The following is a 19,265-nucleotide window of genomic DNA, read 5'->3' as shown; positions in this document are numbered from 1 at the left end:
GTGATTTGACTACTCCAACCGTTCCTCGAACCACTGCCACTCGCGGGAGAAGAAGCCGTACTCCTTCAGGTTCCACACGTCCGCGTCGGTGACGATGGGTCCGTTCCGGTAGGACTGGAGCATGTTCCACACCCAGACCAGCGTGCCGAGCGCGATGATGAACGCGCCGACGGTGGCGACTTGCTGGAGGAACGCGAACTGCGGCGGGTAACTCGCGTAACGACGCGGTAGCCCCATCATGCCGAGGACGATGATGGTGTTGAACGTCAGCATGACGCCGACGAACGTGATCCAGAAATGGACCTTTGCGAGGAACTGATTGTACATTCGACCGGTGAAGATGGGGAACCAGTAGTAGACCGCCGCGAACATGGCGAACGGAATCAGCCCCATGATGATGAGATGGAAGTGGCCGACGACGTAGTAGGTGTCGTGGAGCATGAGGTCGATGGGAATCGAGGCGAGGAAGACGCCCGTCACGCCCCCGATGATGAACGTCGCTATTGACCCGATGCAGAACAGCATCGGTGCCGTCAGGCGGATGTTCCCATTCCACATCGTGGAAATCCAGTTGAAGACCTTGACGGCGCTGGGCACCGCGATGGCCAGCGACACCGCCATAAAGCTCGCCCTGAGGCGCGGGTCCATCCCGGTCGTGAACATGTGATGCGCCCAAACGCCGAACGAGAGAACGCCGATAGCGAGCGTCGAGTAGACGACGAACTTGAACCCGAACAGCTTCCGGCCCGCGAAGCGCGGCAGGATGAGGCTTATCAACCCCATCGGCGGGAGGACGAGGATGTACACCTCCGGGTGCCCGAAGAACCAGAAGAGGTTCTGCCAGAGGAGCGGCCCGCCACCGCTCAACGCGAAGAACGTCGTGCTGAACACGCGGTCGAACAGCAGCATGATGATGGCGCTGCCGAGCAGCGGGAACGCGAACAGGATGAGGCCGCTCATCGTGAGGAGCGTCCACGAGAAGATGTCGAGTTCGGCCCACTCCACCTCCTTCTGCGTGAACGTCGTCGCGATGATGTTGATGGCTCCCATCGTGGTGCTGAGGCCGGAGAGGTGGAGACCGAGGAGCATCACGTTGATCATCGGATTCGTCTGTTGGCTCGAAAGCGGCGTGTACATCGTCCACCCCGTCGTCGGCGGTTCGAGCCTGAAGAACGGCTCTGCGGCCGCGTTTCCGAGTACGGGTTGAATGACGTTCCCGAAGATGTCGGAGATGAGGCCGAATCGGACCAGCAGGAACGCCGCCGGGAGGAGCCAGAAGGCGATGGCGTTGATGCGCGGGAACGCCATGTCGTCCGCGCCGATGAGGAGGGGAAGGAAGTAGTTCGCAAATCCGAATAGGATGGGCGTGGCGAAGAAAAACAGCATCGTCAGGCCGTGCATGGTGAACAGGCCGTTGTAGGTCGTGGCGTTCCACACGTCCACTTCCGGCGTGAACAGCTCCGTCCGAATCATCATCGCGTCCATGCCACCCCAGAAGAACGCGACGCTTCCGAACAGCAGATAGAGCAGGCCGATATCCTTGTGGTCGACGGTCGTCAGCCACCGGACGAGACCGGTCGGTTTTCCGTACCCGGCCGGAAATCCGCTGACGTAGCCGCCGTCGGTCTTCGGCGTCTGCTTGGGTTTGATTGCTTCTTTGATGTTTATCGAACGAGCGAGCAAGAGCGCGGCGGCGACCAGTGTGAGTCCGAGTCCGACACCGGCCGCGGCTTCTCCGAGGAGATTCATTGTGGTCGTGTCTCTACCAAATATCGGTAACTGTCGGTCGTGATTTTACGGTGCAATGCGGCTCGTAATCCCACTTGGGACGGACGTGTCTTAACCGACTGGGCCGTTCCCAGTCGATGAAAACGGTCGTCGATATTTATCTGGACTTTCGAAGCGGGACGCCGACGACCGGATGCCGGGTCTGCATGAGAACGGATTGGGTGTTGCTACCGAACAACACCTTCTGAGCGGGGCTCCGTTTCTGGGTCAGGCCGAGCGCGATTTCGTCGGCGTCGGTCTCGTCTGCGGCGGTGAGCAGGTCGTGGGCGGGGTCGCTCGCGTTCGTGTTCTGCTCCGTCTCGACGTCGAACGTCTCGCCGAGGCGGTCCTCGAATACCGAGAGCGCCTCCCGTCCCTGTTCGACCATCTCCTCGTCGTTTCCGCCGTGGAGGGAGTTCAGGACGTGAACCTCGTCGGCTTCGGTAAGCCGGGATTCGAGGTAGTCACAGAGCTTCTCGCTCGTCTCGGCGCTGTCGGTTCCAGCGACGATTCGGGTCATACGTGCACAGATACGCGGGGGAACCATAAACCGGTTGGCAGGCGAAATGACGTGATTCGGTCGGTACACGATTCTTTCACCATCGTTTTGGAACTATCGCGGTTGGCTCACCCGCGGATTTCCACAACTATACAATCCCGCCGCCACTGACACAGTGACATGAACGACATCGCTCGGCTCGCGGACCGCATCCGCGACGCCGAAACCGTCGTCGCGTTCACGGGTGCGGGGATGAGTACCGCGTCGGGAATCCCCGACTTCCGAAGCGATTCGGGTCTTTGGAATCGGTTCGACCCGGAAGATTTCTACTACCAACGGTTTCGCGCCGACCCCGCTGCGTTCTGGTCCGACCGCCTCGCGCTCCACGAGACGATGTTCGGCGACGACATCGAACCCAACGAGGCCCACGACGCGCTCGCCGAACTCGCCGACGATGGGCAGCTAGATGCCATCATCACGCAAAACACGGACGGCCTCCACGCGTGCGGCGGCCGCGGCGATTCGATAGCCGCGGAACTGCTCGAACTACACGGCAACGCCCACCGCGTCGTCTGTGAAGAGTGCGGGCGGCGAACGGACGCCGCCCCGGTTCGTCGTCGCATCGAATCCGGCGAACTGCCACCTCGATGTGGCGACTGTGGCGGTCTCTTCAAACCGGACGTGGTGTTGTTCGGTGAGCGGTTGGACGAGGACACGCTCTATCGCGCTCGCCGCTACGCACAACGGGCGGACGTGTTCCTCGCCATCGGGTCGTCGCTCACGGTCGAACCGGCGGCGTCGCTCCCGCGAACCGCCGACCGCGGCGGAGCGACGACGGCCGTCATCAACTTCGACGAAACCCCGTTCAGTCCCACCGCCGCGTTCGACGTTCGCGGGGACGTGACCGACGTTCTCCCCGACCTCAGGGCGAGCGTCGTGGAGTGACGGATACGCCTCGCATCACCGGCATCGCTCCGTATCACCGGCATCGCTCCGCACCGTTCGAACGCGTCTCCCCGCCCCGACCTCTCGGATTCGTGACGGAAGAACGGTTTTTGATGGTGCGGGTCGTACGCCCTATCATGGTTGATAATGACACACAAGCAACCGTGGAGGTCGAGGTCGGCGAGGACGTCGCGGAACCCGATTTCGACAGTCTCTCCGGCATCGTCACGGACGGGTTCATCGGTGCCATCGGCGGCCTCGTCGGCACCGCCGTCATGACGGCCGTGTTGCTGGTCGGGACGACCCTCGGCGCGTTCGACCTCAACTCGTTTTCCGTGCTGGCGCGGCTCACGGGTGCCGACGTGATCCTTCCCTCGAATCCAGCGGCCGTCGGGTACGTCATCTTCCTCGGCGGCGGGATGATCACGTGGCCGCTCCTGTTCGTCTCCATCGGGTCCTACCTGCCGGGCGAGACGTACGCGGCGAGGGGGATTCCTTACGGGTTCGTCCTCTGGACGGGGTTCGTCCTCGCGTTCTACGACGGCTACACCGGGGTTCTGCTCGCGTTGTACCTGCTGTTGACCCTGCTCGCGCACTTCGCGTACGGCTTCGCCCTCGGCTCCGTGTTCGATTATCTCTCCAAGCGCCCGACGACGCTCGTCTGATTTTTGCGAACGACTCGTCGGGAGAACCCATCGACGTCGAGTACTCGTGTTCGGGTCGCCGTTCGTGTTTTTGAAAAAACGTCGTGGCGAACGGGACGAAATATCCACGACTGCGAACGGGTCGGGTCGGAGACGTGTCGCCGATAACTGAACTACTATTTCCCGTCGGCCCCTAGATGTCGTATGGACATCCCTGACGAGAGTCACACGGGGGCGAGTCAAGCGCTCTCTCGACTCTCCACCCCCCTGCTCGCCCTCGATTCCGACTGGCGGGTCACGTATCTCAACGACCCGGCGCGCGAACTGCTCGGCGTCGGAATCGACGAGCGCCTCCCGTCGGCGCTGCCGACCGCGGTCGGGGAGACGATTCTCGACCACGCCGAGACGGCGATTCGCAACGACCGAACCGAATCGTTTTCCGTCGCCACGGACCCCCGATACGAGGCGACCGCCCATCCCGACGCGGACGGCGTAACCGTACTGTTCCGTGAGCCGACCCCGGCCGCGACCGAGGACGTCATCGCGGAACTCGACCTGAAGGAGCGAGCCATCAACGAGGCACCGGTCGGCATCACCATCGCGGACGCGGAATCGGGAGACCAGCCGCTGTTGTACGTCAACGAAGCGTTCGAGGAACTGACCGGGTACGACTTCGACGAAGTGCAGGGACACAACTGCCGGTTCCTCCAAGGGGAACATTCGGATGCGGATGCCGTCGCCGCGATGCGCGACGCCATCGACGCCGAGGAACCCGTTTCGGTCGAACTGCTGAACTACCGCAAGGACGGCACCGAGTTCTGGAACCGGGTGGACATCGCGCCGATTCGTGACGAGACGGGGACCGTCACCCACTTCGTGGGCTTCCAGACGGACATCTCGGAGCGAAAGCGCGCCGAGGAGGCCGCCCACCACCGCGCCACCGAACTCGAACACCTGCTCGAACGAATCGAGGGACTGCTCGGGGACGTCACCAGCGAGGTCGTGGAAGCGCCGACCCGCGAAGCCATCGAGACGGCCGTCTGTACGCAAGTCACGCAGGTCGAACCATACAACTTCGCGTGGATCGGCGAGCGCGACGTTCGAACCGACGCCGTGGAGGTGCGGACCGTCGCCGGGGAGTGTGACCCCGACCCCGACCACCCCATCGTCACCGAGGCGCTGGAGACCGGCGAGCTACAGGTCGATACCCTCGGAATCGAGGGCTGTGCCGCTGTCGCCGCCCTTCCGATTTCCTATCACGACACCGAATACGGCGTTCTGGCAGTGTGTGCGACGAAAGCCGACGCGTTCGACGAACGCGAGCAGGTCGTGCTTCGCTCGCTCGCTCGCGCCATCGGCAGCGCCATTAACGCCCGCGAAACGCGCCGCATCCTCATCGCCGACAGCGTGGTCGAAGCCGAGTTCTCGTTCCGCGGTTCCGACCTCTTTTTCGTCGATATCGCGGACCGCGCCGAAGCCGACATCAGCTACCTCCAATCGACCAATCGGGAGGACGGGTCGGTCGTCTCGTTCTTCTCGGTCCGCGGGGCCGGCCCGGACGACGTGCTCGATATCGTGGACGACCGGGACGACGTGCTCGACGCGCGACCGGTCGCTGAACAGGACGACGAAACCGTGTTCGAGTTCGTCCTTCCTTCGGGGACGCTCGTCTCCACGATGTCGGATTACGGCGGTAAGACGCAGACCATCACGGCGACGCCAGACGAGTCCCGCGTCCTCGCGGAGTTTCCACAGGATGCCGACGTTCGCGGACTCATTGAGCGACTGAAGGAGTCGTATTCCGGCACGGAACTGCTCGCCTATCGACACCACGAACGCCCGGCGAAGACCAAACAGGACTTCATCGAGAGCCTGACCGACACCCTCACCGAGCGGCAGTTGACGTCGCTTCAGAAGGCCTACGTCAGCGGCTTTTTCGACTGGCCTCGACCGGTGACGGGCGAGGAACTCGCCGAGTCGATGAACATCTCCCGCTCGACGTTCCACGAGCATCTCCGGGCCGCCGAGCGGAAACTGTGCGCCGAGTTCTTCGGCGACGGCTCGCAGTAGGGGGTGGCCGATTCCATTTTTCTCACCCTACGAACTGGCGTATGCACCGCTTACTTCCGCGGCAGGCGTCTCATAACAATATAGGCTGTCGTGAACATCTCTGCTATGCCCGGCGTAATCGGTGGTACCGTCAGCAGTCGAGCACTCGGTGAGATGTTCGATGCAATGGACGACGAGGAGTGGTACGAGACCGCGGAACGCTCCGTCGGTGACTGTCGAATCGGACTCGTTCATCACGGCGACCGCGACCCGAACGGATGGACGACGTGGCAGGACGGCGCGCGCGTCGGCATGCTCCACGGTGTGGTATCGAACCGCGCCGAACTGGGCTGTTCGACCGCCGACATCTTCGAACGGGTGCTCGCGGACCCCGACCGAACGCTTCCGAAACTCAGCGGTCCGTTTCTGCTCGTCGCCGCCGACCGCACGACTACCATCGTCGCGAGCGATAAACTCGGGACGCGGCCGTGTTACTACTCGTCCGTCGATGGGTTCCTGTTCGGCAGTCAACTCTCCTCGCTCGTCACACGGCTCCACGACCCGCGGGTCGACGAGCGGGCGGTGAGCGACATGCTGTTCATGGGCTACGTATTCGGCCGCAAGACGCTCGTGAGCGACGTTCGGTCGCTCCGCCCCGCGTCGTACCTCCGGTACGAGGACGGTAACGTCGAATCGCATCGATACTGGGAACCGGACTTCGGCATCGCTCCACAGGAGGGGTACGTGGACGAGGCCGTCCGGCGCTACCGCCGAGTGGTCGGCAACGTCGCCGATACTATCGACGGGCGAACGGGGGTGTGGCTCTCCGGCGGACTCGACAGCAGGACGCTCGCCGCCGCCTTGAAACGAGAAATCGGTTCCGTCCGAACGTTCACCTACGACAACTCCGCGACGCAGGAGGACCGCACGGGTGCCGAGCGCGTCGCAGAGTCGCTTTCCCTTCCCAACAAGTTCTGTGAGTACTCCGCCGGGGAGTTCGTCGATACCATCGAACGCGGTGTCGACATCATGGACGGGATGTTGCAGTGGTCGTTCTTCGTCAACCTTCCGCCCGTCTTAAACGACGTGTCGGGACAGGTGGACGTGCTGTTCGAAGGAAGCAGCCAAGGCGAATTCTTCGGCGACGTGCTCTATCGGTCGTATCTGACCGGCAAGTCGTCGGTCGATGCGCTGGTCGCCCAGAAAGGACAACTCCCCCCCGCTGACGTTCGAACCCTCCTCTCGTCGGACATCTCCCCCACGCAATCGCTCGGTCGCGTGGTCGAGGAGAGCACACAACCTCGGCGAGAACATCGCACGCTCGACGCGCTCTGGGAACTGTTCGCCGATTCCCACTTCCGGTCGAATCGACTCTACCGCAGTCAGGCCGGAACCCGCGTCCCCTTCGCCGACGGCGAGTTCATGAATCACGTCGCCCGGATGCCCTATCAGCGATACCGAATCGGCTCGATTCCCGGCACGCGCGGCCGAATTCCGTCGGCCGTCGCGCCCCTCAAACTCGAAGTGGCGCGGCGAGTCGGTGGACCGTCCGCCACGGTTCCGTACAACCGGACGAACCGACCGCCGACGTCGCCGTTGGCGCTCCACGCCGCCTGTTTCGTCGCCGATAACGTCAAGAAACGGCTTACCGGGCCGGACACCTGTTTGATGGGTCGGTGGTACCGGACCAATGCGACGATGCGGTCGTTCGTCGATGGCCTGTTGGACGACGCCTGTAGCCGCGAGGTCTTCGATTCGAACGCGATTCGGAATCTCCAACACGAACACCTCGACGGGCACACGGACCATTTGAAGCCGATTTCGGCGATCACGACGCTCGAACTCTGGCTCCAAAAGCACCTCGACGCCGCCCGTCCCAGTGCGGGTCAGCGCGTTCAGGTGCGCGAAGCGAAATAGTATATAAACTATTTTGTATACATTGAATCTGAATAGCAACGTTCAATAGTCGCCGATTGAACGATTCGAACGCATGGTACGCGATGAGACGGTACGTGGCGTCCGGTCGCGGAACAGTCTTCGTGCACCCTTCGCCCCGTCTCTCGTCAGGTCGTCTCGATGCTGTCTCTCGTTTGGCTCGTCTCGCGGATTTCGATGGAGACGCGACGACCGCCGTTTTCTGAATATAATTATCGGAACCATTACACCACACTATTTTTGATAATTTTGAAAAAACGGGCTTATATTCGGGTAATCTAATAAATACTGGCCGTTCTAACAGTAACGTATAAGCATTCAGGCTGTGATGCCGACACAGGTTGGTCACGAGTGGCTCAACAAACGGACGACAAATCGACAACCGAAACTCCAAAATCCAAACTTGCAGCTCTGCTCCTCCCCGTTCTGGGTGTCTGCTGGGTGGTGTTTATGGCGTTCCCCGGATTTCTCGGTGAGGAGACGACCATCGATTACGCCGCGATGGCGCTCGGTGCCGGATTGATGGTCGCCGGTGTGTTCCGATTCCTCTACTCTCCCTCGGAGACGGACGAATAGCGCCGAAAGAGGGAGGACGCTGTGGCGCGTATTGGCGGCGATGACGCTCGGCGTATTCCTGCTCGTCGAACTGGGTATCGCCATCGTGTTCCTCTCGGTCGGCATCGCTCTCATCTCCCGCTGCCGGGCGGACGACGAGTGGCAACCCCGCGGCCTCGTGGACATGGAACGCGACGCCGGAATCGACGAAGAGTGGCGCTAATCTCGCCACTGCGAGTGAAGCTCGCTGTGATGTGCCCGCTCGTCGGGGTCGGTGATGATGGAAATCATCTCCCTCCTGTCGAGGCCGTACTGACGGTCGTCGTTGCGCGTGACGAGTGACCGATTTCGCAGCTCCGTCAGAAGGCTTTGAATCTGTTCGACGGACGCCGTTACCGCGGCCGCGATTTCGTGGACGGTCATCGGTCCGTCCGTTGCGAGCGTCTCGACGATATCCCACGTGTGGTCCTCGTTGCACAACGATTCACGTCGTGCAGCGTCGATTCGTACCGCAACGGGGTCCGCGTTCGCTAACTCCACGAGCGAGGCGGTTTCGGAAACCGAATCGTTCGAGACGGCGCCCCCGAGTCGCCGCCCGCGCTCCCGAAGCGCCCGTTGGTAGGCCTCTATCGAGCCTTTGTCGTCCGGGCTTTTCCGTCCCTCCGAATCGTTCGCTCCCCACGTCTTCCCCGCCGTCGCGGTTCCGTCGGTGGTTTCGAGACGTTCGTCGGTGGGTTCGGAGGATTCGGCGGATTCGACGGTAGACTCGTCGGATTCGGCGGTGTCCGTTCCGTCGGCGTCGGTCGGCGCATCCGATTCGACCGATTCGAAGTCATCGTAATCGTCGTGGTCGTCTCGGCTCTCCGGTTCCCCGATGTCCTCGATATCGCGGTTCCACTCGCCGAACGAGCGGAGTTCCGTCTGCTCGTTCTCCAGTTCCTCGACGCGCTCTCTGAGCTCCCGGATTCGCTCGTTTTTCTCCCGGAGTCGTTCCTCGAACTCCTCGGGGCCGCCGAGGTCGCCGTGGGCGAGAGCGTTCGCCATCTTTCGCGCCGCGTTTGACACGTCTCGCGCCGTCTGCAGCTCGTTTTCCAACTCGGCGATTCGTTCCTGCTTGCGCTCCAGTCGGCTTTCGAGTTCGGCAACGCGGTCGTGTTCTTGTTCCTGTAGTTCCGTGATTCCCTCCAAATCCTCCATCAGCGCGTCGCTGACGGATTTGAGCTCCGGTCGCTCGAAGTCGTCCAATCCCGGCGTCGCGCCCGCGTCGAACGTCCGTTTGCGGTTGAACTGCACGCGTCGAATTCCGCTGTCGGTCCAGTCCGTCTGCACGAAGGCCTCCCCGGCGTTCAGGTTTGGAACCTCCTCGCCGTACTCGCTGCCGACGATTCGGCTGACGACTTTCGTGTCGTTTTCCCACGTCAGGCGGTGCCAGACCAGCCAGTTCGCCTGCGTGATGAAGTCCTTTTTCACGTCGGCCGGGCGCTGGCTGATGCCCATGATTCCGAGTCCGTGTTTCCGCCCGCGCTTGCCGACCTTGATGAGCATCTTGCCCGTCTCGCCCATCCCGCCGCCCTCCGGGATGTACTCGTGGCACTCCTCGACCACCAGCAGGAACGGCTTTTTCAGCTTCTTCTCCTTGGCGAACAAGTGGCGCGCCGTCTCGCGGATGAGCGCGTCGGCCTCGTCCTCGTCCAGATATCCCGACACGTCGATGATGATGGGGACGTTCTGTTCGAGCGCCAGCGACGCGACCTTCTCGGCGTGTTCCGCGCCGACTTGGATGTCACACTCCTCGTCAGCGCCGACGTGGAGGAGTTCGTACTCCTCTTTCAGGCCGTAGTACTCGCCGTCCGCGTCGATGATGGCCACCGGATAGCCGGCGTCCAGCAGTTGCTCGACGACGACGGACGCCGTGTTCGACTTCCCGCTTCCCGACTTTCCGGTGACGAATCCCCGTCCTGTCAGGATTTCGACGACCGGAATCGCCACTTCGGTGTCGTCGGCGACGAGATGACCGACCGGCAGTTGTTGTTCGTTGTCCATTCTCTTACATCCCGATTCGACAGAGATTCCTTCAATTTTTGCATCAGGGGTATTTTGCGTCGATGCGGGTCGAAACACCGACGGATGGTCGTGTCTGGTCGCGGCTTCCGGTATAAACGTTCGGACGATTCGAGTTTCGAGTACCGACGGCTCGATTGTACCGTCTCTCACTCGTGTACTATCGTAAACTGTGAAATACTGAATCGTATCTGATTTTACTGAACGACTGTTCTCAATACTGAATTTTCTCGTATGACACTAAAATATACTAGAAAACACTGATTCTTACTGAAATATACTATCCGTCGAACTGGAAAGCGAATAGACGAGCGAGGCGGAGTAGCCTGCACGCCGCGCCGTAATCGCTTTCCCGCGTGCGGTCGAACGGTCGGCTAGCATGGCGATTCTGGGCAACGCGACGTTCATCGAGGGGTCCCTGACGTGAAACGCATCGCCGTCGTCGGCGGCGGTGTCGCCGGGTTCGGCGTCGCGCTCGTCGCCGGTGACGACGCGGACGTGACGGTTTTCGAGCGCAACGAGCGCGTCGGTGGCCGCGCCGCGACGCACGAGCGGGCGGGCTGCGTCTACGACGTCGGCGCGAACTACGTCAAAAGCGACGACGAGCGCGTCTCCCGGGTCGTTCGGGAACTCGGGGACGGCTTGGTCGAAACCGACGGTCCCGTCTGGACGTTCGACGCTGACGGCGAGATTTCCGAAGGGCGCGACGAGGAGACGCCGAAGTGGACGTATCGGAACGGCCTCGGGACGCTCGGGAAGCGGTTGTGCGAGGCCAGCGGCGCGACGGTCAGGACCGACACCCGTATCGCCGGTCTTCGCCGTGACGACGCGTGGTACGTCGAGGACGACGACGGCGACGAGTACGGGCCGTGGGACGCGCTCGTGCTCACCCCGCCAGCGCCGATAACGGCGTCCCTCCTCGACCTCGCGGCGTGGGACGACGAGGCGCGTCGGGAACTCCGCGAGCACGTGGGTCACGTGCCCTACCGTCCGATACTCTCCGTCGCGCTGCACTACTCGTTCGACATCGAGCGACCGTACTACGCGCTGGTGAACGCGGACAAAGAACACGAAGTCGGATGGGTGGCGCGCGAATCCTGCAAGCCGGGTCACGTCCCGGACGGCGAGAGTCTGCTCGTCGTGCAGATGGCCCCCGACTGGTCGGCGACCCACTACGATGACGACGATTTCGAGGTCGCCACCGCGGTCGCGGACCGGGCGGCCGACCTCCTCTCCGAACACTCGCTCGCGGCACCGGACTGGTACGACGTGATTCGCTGGCGGGATGCGCTCCCGGACGACGGGGCCGACAGGAACGTGCTTCGACAGGGAGCCGCGGCGGACCTCTTTTTCGCCGGCGATTGGGTGGCTGGAGAGGGTCGAGTCCACCGCGCGCTGGCGAGCGGACTCGAAACGGGCGACGAGATTTCGGACTGACGGCGTTACCCCGCCCAGTTGTCGTGCTCCCGAATCGACGTTGCTTTGTCGTGGTACTCCTCGTAGAGCGATTCCGCCCACGACCGGACTTGGGGGGAGTCGGTGTCGGCGAAGACCCGGAGGACGCCGGTTTCGTCGTAGCCACCGACGCCCACGCGGTCGTCGAAGATGGCCAGTCCGAATGGCAACTCGTCGTGGATGTACAGGTCGAGTTGTCCGCTCTCGATGGCCGCCTCGGTCGCATCGTGGTGGTCGTCGAGGATTTGGTCGATAACCGGGGGGAGATAGATGATCTCGGTTCGCATGCCGTCGAGGATGCTGTCGCGGATCTCGTCCACGTACATCGGCGCGATGGTGGTCGTATCGAACCCGCGGAGCGTCCCGGAGTCGCGTAACAGAGAGACGAAACGGCGGACCGGCCGGTACGGGTCGCCCGACTCCTGGACCGTGATGGTCGCGTCGGCGAGCAGTTCGACGTCGATGTCGGTTCGGTCGAGGGACGGCAACAGCGCCCCTAACTTCTCCGCGGCGGTAACTGTGTCCTGCAAGTGTTCGACTTCCCGAGCCACGATTCGACCCAAGGGGGTGAGTTCGTACGTGCCACCGACGCGACGGATGAGCGTTTTATCTGCCAGCTCCCGGACGATTCGATGTGTCGTAGTCCGTGACACGTCGATTTCGTCCTGTAGCTCCGCACGCGTCAGCGACCGCCCCGCCAACGCGTGCAACGTATCCGCCCGCTTGACAGCGGTGACGACGATTTCCGAGTTCCCACTGTCACTCATCGACTGTCACATGGTCCTTCTCCGGTATAGTGTTTCACTCTGCGAACCGCGTTTCGCGTTCCGGGACGGTTCCGTAATGCGGCAGTATTCCGCTCAGTAATTATATCATTCCTGGATTCCATTTTCGTTCATGGCTGTCGAACCAAAAACGACGACCGACGTTACCGAATCGGCCAGTTCGAGTTCCGGAACGGGACTCGACGAAAACATCGCCGGAGCGCTGGCGTATCTGTTTAGTCCCCTGACGGGTATCCTGTTTTTCCTCCTCGAAGGGGAAAACGAGTTCGTCAGGTTCCACGCGGCACAGAGCATCGTCTTCGGCGTCGGCCTGTTCGCGGTGTACGTCGGGATGACTGTCTTCCAGATGATGTTGCTCCTCGTTCCCCGTCTCGGCGGGTTGCTCTCCCTGTTGTTCTCGCTGGCGTATTTCGTCGTCGGCTTCGCCGCCTTCCTGACGTGGCTCTTCCTGCTGTACAAGGCGTACTCGAACGAGCGCTTTGCCCTCCCCGTGTTCGGCAAACTTGCGACCCGACTCGCGTAACATGCGACGGATAGCACTTCTCATCGTCGTCGCGGTCGTCGTCTCCGCCGGATGTTCCGGCGTTACGAACCAACTCGACGACTCCGCCCCGGACGGGTCGTCGGGTGGCGACGGCGCGGCGGGAACGACCGTGGACGACGCGTTCCTCCCGTTCGCGTTCGAGCGCCCCGGAACATACACCTACGAAACCTACGAGAAGGACGCCGGGACCGGGACGATAGTCTGGGACGTCCAGTCGGTCGATGGCGAAAACATCACCATGCGCGGTTCGTTCACGCACGACGGGAAGACCGAAGAGCGGACCGCCACGTTCACGCGGGAGGAGGCGCTGGTGCAGGTCGCGTTCCTGCCGGGCGGTGAATACGCCAGCATGACCATGTTCTCGCCGTCGATGAACGGCGTGTACGGCAACGACTTCCGCGTCGGCAACACGTGGACGGTCCCGTCCTCGAAAGGGACGATGACGTACGAGATAACGGGGACGAAGACGTTCGCCGGTATCGAGTGCTACAACTCGGAGATCAGGGTCAACGGCTCGGTTTTCACCGATGCCTGCTACTCGCCCGACCACGGCACCGCGATGTACGGCGTCATCTACGACGAGGACGGGACGAAAGTCCGAGAGATGAAACTGGTGGACTACGAGCGAAACTAACCCTTCTTCACGGCCTCTCCACCTTCGGTTCACGTTCGTATCGCTGAACGCCACCAGAAGAGCGATAATCCCCCGGTGCACACACCGCTTCTCGAAGAACTCGAAGAAGGTAAACCATGAATTCCTCCCGTCATCGAACAGTCGTGGTGTTGACTGCCTTGCTTCTCGTCGCGACCGTCCCCCTCGGGTTCGTCGTCTCAGCGAGTGCGGGCGAGCCGATGCACCACGCGACACCAGCACAGCCGGAGTCGAACGCGCCGACGCTCGATTCGCCGGTTCCCGTCGGTCCCTACGGCCGACCCACGTCGCAAAGCGTCTTCGCGGCGGCGGAGTACGCCGACATCGACGAGGCACCCGGTTCGACCACCGTTCGGAGCTACAGCCGATACGACGGGTCGAATCCCCTCGAAAACTCGACCCGGGCGAAGATATACGACGCTATCGCAGATGAACCCGGACTCTCCCTCTCGGCGTTGAGCGAGCGGACCGAAATCCCCCGCTCGACGGTTCGATACCACGTTCGAATCCTCCAAGAGGAGGGGTTGGTCGAGACGACCACGGTCCGCGGGAAACGTCGCGTGCATCCGGCCGGGGACGAGAACCCCGAGCTAGCCGCCTCGCTCTCGGATGATTCGACGGCGACCCTGCTCGAAACGGTGGCCCGCGACGGTCCCGCGAGCGTCTCCGACCTCGCGGACGCGCTCGACCGAACGCCGGGAACCGTCTCGTATCACTTGGAGCGCCTCGCCGACGACGGACTCGTCGAGCGGGAACGTGCTGGGAACGCGGTCGTCACGACGCTCGCCGACGACGTTGCGGCCGCCATGGATACCGGGAACGCCATCGACGCCGACTGAATCGGTTTTGAAGGACTGGTCAAAACCTCCTTTTAACTGCCGTGACTGGTCGTAGGTGCGGACGGATGCGGGGCACCCGAGAAACGAGACAACCTGACACGCGGACCGTGCCGTCTCCGAGTGACGTGCGTCACTCCCAACCCAGAGACGTTCCCTGCACCGCACCGCGACAGCAGTACCCTGACAACCGACTGTCATTCCCGTGGTAAACGACGGGTGTGCGGGCGACGCGCCCGACACTCGTCTTCGTGCTTCGGCCTTCCCAACCCCTACCCAGACTGCCGTCTCCGCTTTCACGCACCGAGCGCGGCGTTTCCCACGGTATTTCACTTTCACTCTACTCCGGTGAGCTTTTTGTCTCTCACGTTCGAAACGCGATGCATGAGGCTGATGCGACGGTTCGGCGTGGCCGAAAAGTCGGACCGTCCGTACGAGTGCAAGCGGTGTGAAACGGCGTTCTCGGTACAGTATCAAGTGTGTCCCGAGTGCGGCAGTTACTCCGTCGAGCGAGACGAGTGGGACTGACGAACGAACAGCTCGTCGCCCGCTTCCACGTCGTCGGCCACGCCCCTCGAAAACTCGAACACGGCATCCCCCGTTCCGCGGGCCGTCCCCGTCCATTTGGGCAGCCGGGCGACGCGCGTCACCCGTCCGCCCGTCGTCCAGACCACATCGAGCGCGAGCGGTGTCAGTACCGTCGACGCCCGATGGTCGCCGACCGAATCGAACTCGAACACCAGCGCGTGGTCGCCGGACGCGGCGAGTCGGACCAGTCCGCCGACCCGCGAACCGAGGTCGGTGACGTATTCGCCCCGTGAAACGAGTCGCCGCTCCGCCCCGTCCCGTCGATGAACGACGTGCACGGTCATCGTTCTCGCCGAGTCGTTGTCACGTTTTCTGTCCTCGATAGCCGTGACCGAGAAGCAGCGTACAGACGTGCAAGGCGAGCAACCCGACGAATATCGGGAGGATGTTTCCACGTACCCCGTTGAGAAGGAGGGGGAGGTAGACCAGCGGAAGCGATACCGATAACCAGAAGCTGACGAGTTGAACGGGTGGGGTGACGAACTGATGACTGACCGTGGAGAGTATTTCGACCAACGACATGATAGATTCCACACCCCTCAGTATGAATACTATTGGCCGGATAATCGCGTCTAACCGGTGGTTAAGTCGCTCGGTGGGTGCGGGCGCGAACCCATTTTTCCCGACGTAACCGAACCCCACGTGCCCCGTTTCGACTCGATTCCGTCTGACTCCGCCATCATTCGATTCGCTCCGAGAGCGGTGGCTGTGGACCGTAAGACAGCCGATTTCTGCGAACCGTGCTCACGTCTTGCCTTTCTTCCGCTGAGGCGTATGACTGATGTTCATGATTGTCTGACGATGATTTATGATTTCGCGGGGTGTATGTGAGACACAGAGTCCCGTGCCCCACGGGAGGATGTTCCAATGTCCAACTCAGGTAAGCACACGTACCCCGCGGAAACGGCCCCCGAAACGTATCACACGTGCCACGACTGGACCGACTCGAAACAGCTCAGTACGACCGTCATGACGGCCATCGCCGAGGCGATGGACGCCGACCCGACCGAAATCGGTCCGCTGTACGACCGATTCGACCCCGACGCGCTGGACGGGTTGTTCTCCCCGCGCAGCGACGGGGCTCCGCGAACCGGCGGTCGCGTCGGATTCACCTTCGAGGGGTATCACGTTTTCATCAGGAGCGACGGACACATCTCGGTCCGTCCGTTGCCCGACGTCGGCGACGTCATCGACGCCCCCGATGTCATCGACGCCTCCGACGCCCCTGACGCCAGCGAAGGGACGTAGATTTTTGTCGCTCCCGCTCCCACGGGACGGTAATGCGATGATTCAGCTACCGATACGGCGGTGTCCGTCCTGTGGATATCTCGGCCCGGTCGGACGCTTCGTCGACGACGAATCGAACGTGACGTGTCCCCGATGCGGCAACGAACTCGGGGGGATCTACGACCCTCGACTGGCATGAGCGACAAGAAACTCGGCGACGCGATAGCGGAATATCTCACCAGCATCGAGGCGGGCAACTACCGCGCCAACGCCGGGTCCGCACTGAAGGGATGGGAGCACTGGCTGGCCCGCGAGCGCGACGTCACCCACCTCGATTCCGTTGACGTCATCGACTGCCGCCGCTACGCGCGACATCTCAAGCGACAGGTGCGCGACGGCGAGGTAAAATCGTCCACGGCACACACCTACTACGCCTACGTCCGGGCGTTTCTCGGCTTCTGTGAGGCGGACGAACTCATCTCCCGAAACCCGGCCGCAGTCTCGCGGGCGACGGCCGAACTGCCGGAGGACACCGCCGACGCCGACCGCCAGTTCTGGTCGGCCCGCGACCGCAACGCGATACTCTCGTTCATGGACCGCCGCGTCGAGGAGGCGCTGGACGGCGAGGCCGACGTCTCGCGCGAACGCGCCTACCGCGACCGCGCGCTCGTCCGACTGCTCGCGCTGACCGGCGTCCGCGGCGCGGAGGTGTTCCGCGACCCGGCGGACGACAAGCGGAGCGGCATCGCGTGGGACGACGTGGACATCGAGGGCGGTTCGGTTCGCGTCTTCGGCAAATCGCGCGAGTACGAGTACGCCCAACTGCCGCGGAAGGCGGCGGACGCGCTGGAGCGCTATCATCGGGTGTACGACCCGCCGACACCACGGTTTCCGGTGTTTCCAACCGACCACGCACCCTCGAAGTACCGAGTCGCGCGGGAGGCGTTAGGCGAGGAGTTTTCGGAATCGCGCGTCGAGAAATTACTCGACGAAAACGACATCGACGACGTGATACGCGACCACGAAATCGTCCTCCCCGCGATATCCACCCGCGGCGCGCGCAACCTGATGAAACGCCTCTGCGAGTCGGCCGGACTCGACATCGACGGCGAGTACCTGAAACCGCACGGCGCGCGGCGCGGACTGGGCCACCAGTTGTACAGCGAAGGACACGCCGAACTGGCCCAGTCGGCGCTCCGTCACGCCTCTATCACGACGACCCACGAGAGTTACTCGAACATCCGCGCCAGCGAGACCGCGGAGCGCGTGGACGACGTACTGGACGAGGGCTGACTCGCGCCGACGTCTGCCCGGTATCGCGTTTTCTCGACCCTTTTCGACGGGTGTACCAGAACCCCTTTTCTCGCCGACTCGCTAGTGTCGAACGATGAGCGAATCGACGCGAGGAATCCCCCGGCGCGAGTTCATGAAAGCGGCCGTCGCCATCGGCGGGTCGGCGGCGCTGTCGGCCTGTCTCGACCGGGGCGGAATGCCGGACGTACCGAAGGGACCGTCCGACCTCTCGACGCTCCCGGAGCGACAGCACGCGTGGAATCGGTTTCTCGCCACGGACGACCACGGCAACAACGTGGCCGCCCGTCACAAAATCCTGCTCTTCCTGAACTACCGTGGCGACGGCACGCCGACCGACGCCGAGCGTGAGACGGTCGAACGGTCGCTTCGGAGCCTCGAACGCGCCTACAAGCGCGGCCACGACGGGTTGTTGTTCTCCATCGGCTACTCGCCGTCGTACTTCGAACGGTTCGGCGCGACGGACGTGCTCCCGAAACCCAAGGCGCTCGCGTCGTTCGAGGACCCGAAACTGGACGAACAGGACGCCGTGGTGCAACTCGAAAGCGACCATCCACAGCTCGTCCTCGCGGCCGAGGAGGCGCTCCTCGGAAACCGCGACGAACTGAACGGCGTGGACGTGAGCGGCGTCACGGACGTGTTCGAGAAGGCGGACCGACGGACGGGATTCGTCGGGGACGGCCTGCCCGCTGACCATCAGGACGTGAACGGGATTCCCGACTCGAACCCCGTCCCGGAAGACGCGCCGCTCTACATGGGGTTCAAGTCCGGCTTCAAGAAGAATCAGGCGAGCGAGGACCGAATCACGATTCAGGACGGACCGTTCGCGGGCGGGACCACCCAACACATCTCCAACATCGAACTGCACCTCGACCAGTGGTACGAACAGGACAGCCGCGACCAGCGCGTCGGCAAGATGTTCTGTCCGGTGCACGCCGAGGAGGGGAAAGTCGAAGGCGTCGGGAACAATCTCGGCGATTCGAGCGAGATGACGGACGAGTGTATCGACCACGTGGAGGACCACGCCCGAGAGCGCGGCATGGTCGGCCACTCCCAGAAGGCCGCCGGAGCTCGAAAGGACGACTCACCGGTCATCCTCCGACGGGACTTCGACTCGACGGACGGCGGCAAGGCGGGTCTCCACTTCGTCGCCTTCCAGCGCACCATCGAGGACTTCGAATCGACGCGCACCGCCATGAACGGCGACGACCTCGCCGGAAACTCCTCCGTGGGTCAACGGCTGAACAACGGCATCCTCCAGTACATGACCGTGACTCGACGCGGAAACTTCCTCGTCCCGCCGCGCTCGCTTCGCTCGCTTCCGACGCCGAACCCGACATAACCGCATCGGGCGACTCGGGTGGCGTTCTCCCCTTTTCGACGGGTGTACCAGAATCCCTTTTCGCGGGGAG

At 62.7% G+C, this 19,265-nt stretch carries 20 protein-coding genes; 14 read left to right on the top strand and 6 right to left on the bottom strand.

Annotated features, from left to right (window positions below; all coding sequences use genetic code 11):
* Positions 1-9: 9 nt before the first annotated feature.
* Both B208_RS0119450 and B208_RS0119445 read right to left on the bottom strand, forming a co-directional pair.
* Positions 10-1,749, bottom strand: coding sequence for a cbb3-type cytochrome c oxidase subunit I (locus B208_RS0119450; RefSeq protein WP_007980652.1), 1,740 nt, complete (start codon positions 1,747-1,749; stop codon positions 10-12).
* Between the two features lie 136 nt (positions 1,750-1,885).
* Complete coding sequence (locus B208_RS0119445) at positions 1,886-2,287, bottom strand: universal stress protein (RefSeq protein ID WP_018129076.1); 402 nt, start codon at positions 2,285-2,287, stop codon at positions 1,886-1,888.
* Positions 2,288-2,446: 159 nt separating this feature from the next.
* Here B208_RS0119445 and B208_RS0119440 point away from each other — a divergent pair, with 159 nt between their 5' ends.
* The 6 genes from B208_RS0119440 (at position 2,447) to B208_RS24535 (ending at position 8,617) form a co-directional block, all read left to right on the top strand.
* Entirely contained in the window at positions 2,447-3,211 is a 765-nt protein-coding gene (locus B208_RS0119440) for an SIR2 family NAD-dependent protein deacylase (RefSeq protein ID WP_007980656.1), read from the top strand.
* 137 nt (positions 3,212-3,348) lie between these two features.
* A complete protein-coding gene (locus tag B208_RS0119435) occupies positions 3,349-3,876 on the top strand; it encodes a DUF6789 family protein (protein WP_232423881.1) in 528 nt (175 codons plus the stop codon).
* A gap of 183 nt (positions 3,877-4,059) precedes the next feature.
* Positions 4,060-5,925: a bacterio-opsin activator domain-containing protein gene (locus B208_RS0119430; protein WP_007980661.1), complete on the top strand. Its 1,866-nt coding sequence runs from the start codon at positions 4,060-4,062 to the stop codon at positions 5,923-5,925.
* A 105-nt stretch (positions 5,926-6,030) separates the two neighbouring features.
* Positions 6,031-7,821 (top strand): asparagine synthase-related protein, encoded by a 1,791-nt coding sequence (locus B208_RS0119425; protein ID WP_007980662.1) that lies wholly within the window; start codon positions 6,031-6,033, stop codon positions 7,819-7,821.
* Positions 7,822-8,289: 468 nt separating this feature from the next.
* Complete coding sequence (locus tag B208_RS24975) at positions 8,290-8,415, top strand: hypothetical protein (RefSeq protein ID WP_007980665.1); 126 nt, start codon at positions 8,290-8,292, stop codon at positions 8,413-8,415.
* Between the two features lie 40 nt (positions 8,416-8,455).
* A complete protein-coding gene (locus B208_RS24535; protein WP_007980666.1) occupies positions 8,456-8,617 on the top strand; it encodes a hypothetical protein in 162 nt (53 codons plus the stop codon).
* Here B208_RS24535 and B208_RS0119410 read toward each other — a convergent pair.
* Entirely contained in the window at positions 8,614-10,437 is a 1,824-nt protein-coding gene (locus tag B208_RS0119410) for a helicase HerA domain-containing protein (RefSeq protein WP_007980668.1), read from the bottom strand. The two genes, B208_RS24535 and B208_RS0119410, sit on opposite strands and share 4 nt — an antisense overlap.
* A gap of 441 nt (positions 10,438-10,878) precedes the next feature.
* Here B208_RS0119410 and B208_RS0119400 point away from each other — a divergent pair, with 441 nt between their 5' ends.
* Positions 10,879-11,892 (top strand): NAD(P)/FAD-dependent oxidoreductase, encoded by a 1,014-nt coding sequence (locus tag B208_RS0119400; RefSeq protein ID WP_007980670.1) that lies wholly within the window; start codon positions 10,879-10,881, stop codon positions 11,890-11,892.
* A gap of 5 nt (positions 11,893-11,897) precedes the next feature.
* Here the strand turns inward: B208_RS0119400 and B208_RS0119395 are convergent, their stop codons facing one another.
* On the bottom strand, positions 11,898-12,677 hold the full coding sequence (locus B208_RS0119395) for a helix-turn-helix transcriptional regulator (RefSeq protein ID WP_007980672.1): 780 nt from the start codon (positions 12,675-12,677) through the stop codon (positions 11,898-11,900).
* A gap of 130 nt (positions 12,678-12,807) precedes the next feature.
* On the opposite strand from B208_RS0119395, the gene B208_RS0119390 reads away from it, so the two are divergent.
* The 4 genes from B208_RS0119390 (at position 12,808) to B208_RS23985 (ending at position 15,255) form a co-directional block, all read left to right on the top strand.
* Entirely contained in the window at positions 12,808-13,218 is a 411-nt protein-coding gene (locus B208_RS0119390; RefSeq protein ID WP_007980674.1) for a DUF4870 domain-containing protein, read from the top strand.
* A gap of 1 nt (position 13,219) precedes the next feature.
* The gene (locus B208_RS0119385) at positions 13,220-13,873 is read left to right on the top strand and encodes a hypothetical protein (protein WP_007980676.1); all 654 of its coding nucleotides are present in this window, start codon (positions 13,220-13,222) and stop codon (positions 13,871-13,873) included.
* 116 nt (positions 13,874-13,989) lie between these two features.
* Positions 13,990-14,730 (top strand): winged helix-turn-helix transcriptional regulator, encoded by a 741-nt coding sequence (locus B208_RS0119380; RefSeq protein WP_232423880.1) that lies wholly within the window; start codon positions 13,990-13,992, stop codon positions 14,728-14,730.
* A gap of 381 nt (positions 14,731-15,111) precedes the next feature.
* Entirely contained in the window at positions 15,112-15,255 is a 144-nt protein-coding gene (locus tag B208_RS23985; RefSeq protein WP_154652464.1) for an FmdB family zinc ribbon protein, read from the top strand.
* Here the strand turns inward: B208_RS23985 and B208_RS0119375 are convergent.
* Positions 15,225-15,599 (bottom strand): DUF192 domain-containing protein, encoded by a 375-nt coding sequence (locus B208_RS0119375; RefSeq protein WP_007980680.1) that lies wholly within the window; start codon positions 15,597-15,599, stop codon positions 15,225-15,227. The genes B208_RS23985 and B208_RS0119375 overlap by 31 nt on opposite strands.
* A 19-nt stretch (positions 15,600-15,618) precedes the next feature.
* Positions 15,619-15,837 (bottom strand): hypothetical protein, encoded by a 219-nt coding sequence (locus B208_RS0119370; protein ID WP_007980682.1) that lies wholly within the window; start codon positions 15,835-15,837, stop codon positions 15,619-15,621.
* Positions 15,838-16,182: 345 nt separating this feature from the next.
* Between B208_RS0119370 and B208_RS0119365 the strand changes: the two genes are divergently transcribed.
* The 3 genes from B208_RS0119365 to B208_RS0119350 all read left to right on the top strand — a co-directional run bounded on the left by B208_RS0119365 (position 16,183) and on the right by B208_RS0119350 (position 19,195).
* Positions 16,183-16,563, top strand: coding sequence for a HalOD1 output domain-containing protein (locus B208_RS0119365; protein ID WP_007980684.1), 381 nt, complete (start codon positions 16,183-16,185; stop codon positions 16,561-16,563).
* A gap of 174 nt (positions 16,564-16,737) precedes the next feature.
* Entirely contained in the window at positions 16,738-17,835 is a 1,098-nt protein-coding gene (locus tag B208_RS0119355; protein WP_007980685.1) for a tyrosine-type recombinase/integrase, read from the top strand.
* 94 nt (positions 17,836-17,929) lie between these two features.
* Complete coding sequence (locus tag B208_RS0119350) at positions 17,930-19,195, top strand: DUF7405 family protein (RefSeq protein WP_007980687.1); 1,266 nt, start codon at positions 17,930-17,932, stop codon at positions 19,193-19,195.
* Positions 19,196-19,265 lie beyond the last annotated feature (70 nt).

It is taken from the genome of Haladaptatus paucihalophilus DX253, assembly GCF_000376445.1.
Lineage (GTDB): Archaea > Halobacteriota > Halobacteria > Halobacteriales > Haladaptataceae > Haladaptatus > Haladaptatus paucihalophilus.
This window is presented reverse-complemented; position numbering and strand designations above follow the sequence as displayed.

Coding starts and splice junctions, on each gene's coding strand:
- B208_RS24535 (WP_007980666.1), top strand. CDS start 8,456: ATGACGCTCGGCGTATTCCTGCTCGTCGAACTGGGTATCGCCATCGTG.
- B208_RS0119440 (WP_007980656.1), top strand. CDS start 2,447: ATGAACGACATCGCTCGGCTCGCGGACCGCATCCGCGACGCCGAAACC.
- B208_RS0119435 (WP_232423881.1), top strand. CDS start 3,349: ATGGTTGATAATGACACACAAGCAACCGTGGAGGTCGAGGTCGGCGAG.
- B208_RS0119350 (WP_007980687.1), top strand. CDS start 17,930: ATGAGCGAATCGACGCGAGGAATCCCCCGGCGCGAGTTCATGAAAGCG.
- B208_RS0119425 (WP_007980662.1), top strand. CDS start 6,031: ATGCCCGGCGTAATCGGTGGTACCGTCAGCAGTCGAGCACTCGGTGAG.
- B208_RS0119355 (WP_007980685.1), top strand. CDS start 16,738: ATGAGCGACAAGAAACTCGGCGACGCGATAGCGGAATATCTCACCAGC.
- B208_RS0119445 (WP_018129076.1), bottom strand. CDS start 2,287: ATGACCCGAATCGTCGCTGGAACCGACAGCGCCGAGACGAGCGAGAAG.
- B208_RS0119450 (WP_007980652.1), bottom strand. CDS start 1,749: ATGAATCTCCTCGGAGAAGCCGCGGCCGGTGTCGGACTCGGACTCACA.
- B208_RS0119410 (WP_007980668.1), bottom strand. CDS start 10,437: ATGGACAACGAACAACAACTGCCGGTCGGTCATCTCGTCGCCGACGAC.
- B208_RS23985 (WP_154652464.1), top strand. CDS start 15,112: ATGAGGCTGATGCGACGGTTCGGCGTGGCCGAAAAGTCGGACCGTCCG.
- B208_RS0119365 (WP_007980684.1), top strand. CDS start 16,183: ATGTCCAACTCAGGTAAGCACACGTACCCCGCGGAAACGGCCCCCGAA.
- B208_RS0119370 (WP_007980682.1), bottom strand. CDS start 15,837: ATGTCGTTGGTCGAAATACTCTCCACGGTCAGTCATCAGTTCGTCACC.
- B208_RS0119380 (WP_232423880.1), top strand. CDS start 13,990: ATGAATTCCTCCCGTCATCGAACAGTCGTGGTGTTGACTGCCTTGCTT.
- B208_RS24975 (WP_007980665.1), top strand. CDS start 8,290: ATGGCGTTCCCCGGATTTCTCGGTGAGGAGACGACCATCGATTACGCC.
- B208_RS0119385 (WP_007980676.1), top strand. CDS start 13,220: ATGCGACGGATAGCACTTCTCATCGTCGTCGCGGTCGTCGTCTCCGCC.
- B208_RS0119375 (WP_007980680.1), bottom strand. CDS start 15,599: ATGACCGTGCACGTCGTTCATCGACGGGACGGGGCGGAGCGGCGACTC.
- B208_RS0119395 (WP_007980672.1), bottom strand. CDS start 12,677: ATGAGTGACAGTGGGAACTCGGAAATCGTCGTCACCGCTGTCAAGCGG.
- B208_RS0119430 (WP_007980661.1), top strand. CDS start 4,060: ATGGACATCCCTGACGAGAGTCACACGGGGGCGAGTCAAGCGCTCTCT.
- B208_RS0119390 (WP_007980674.1), top strand. CDS start 12,808: ATGGCTGTCGAACCAAAAACGACGACCGACGTTACCGAATCGGCCAGT.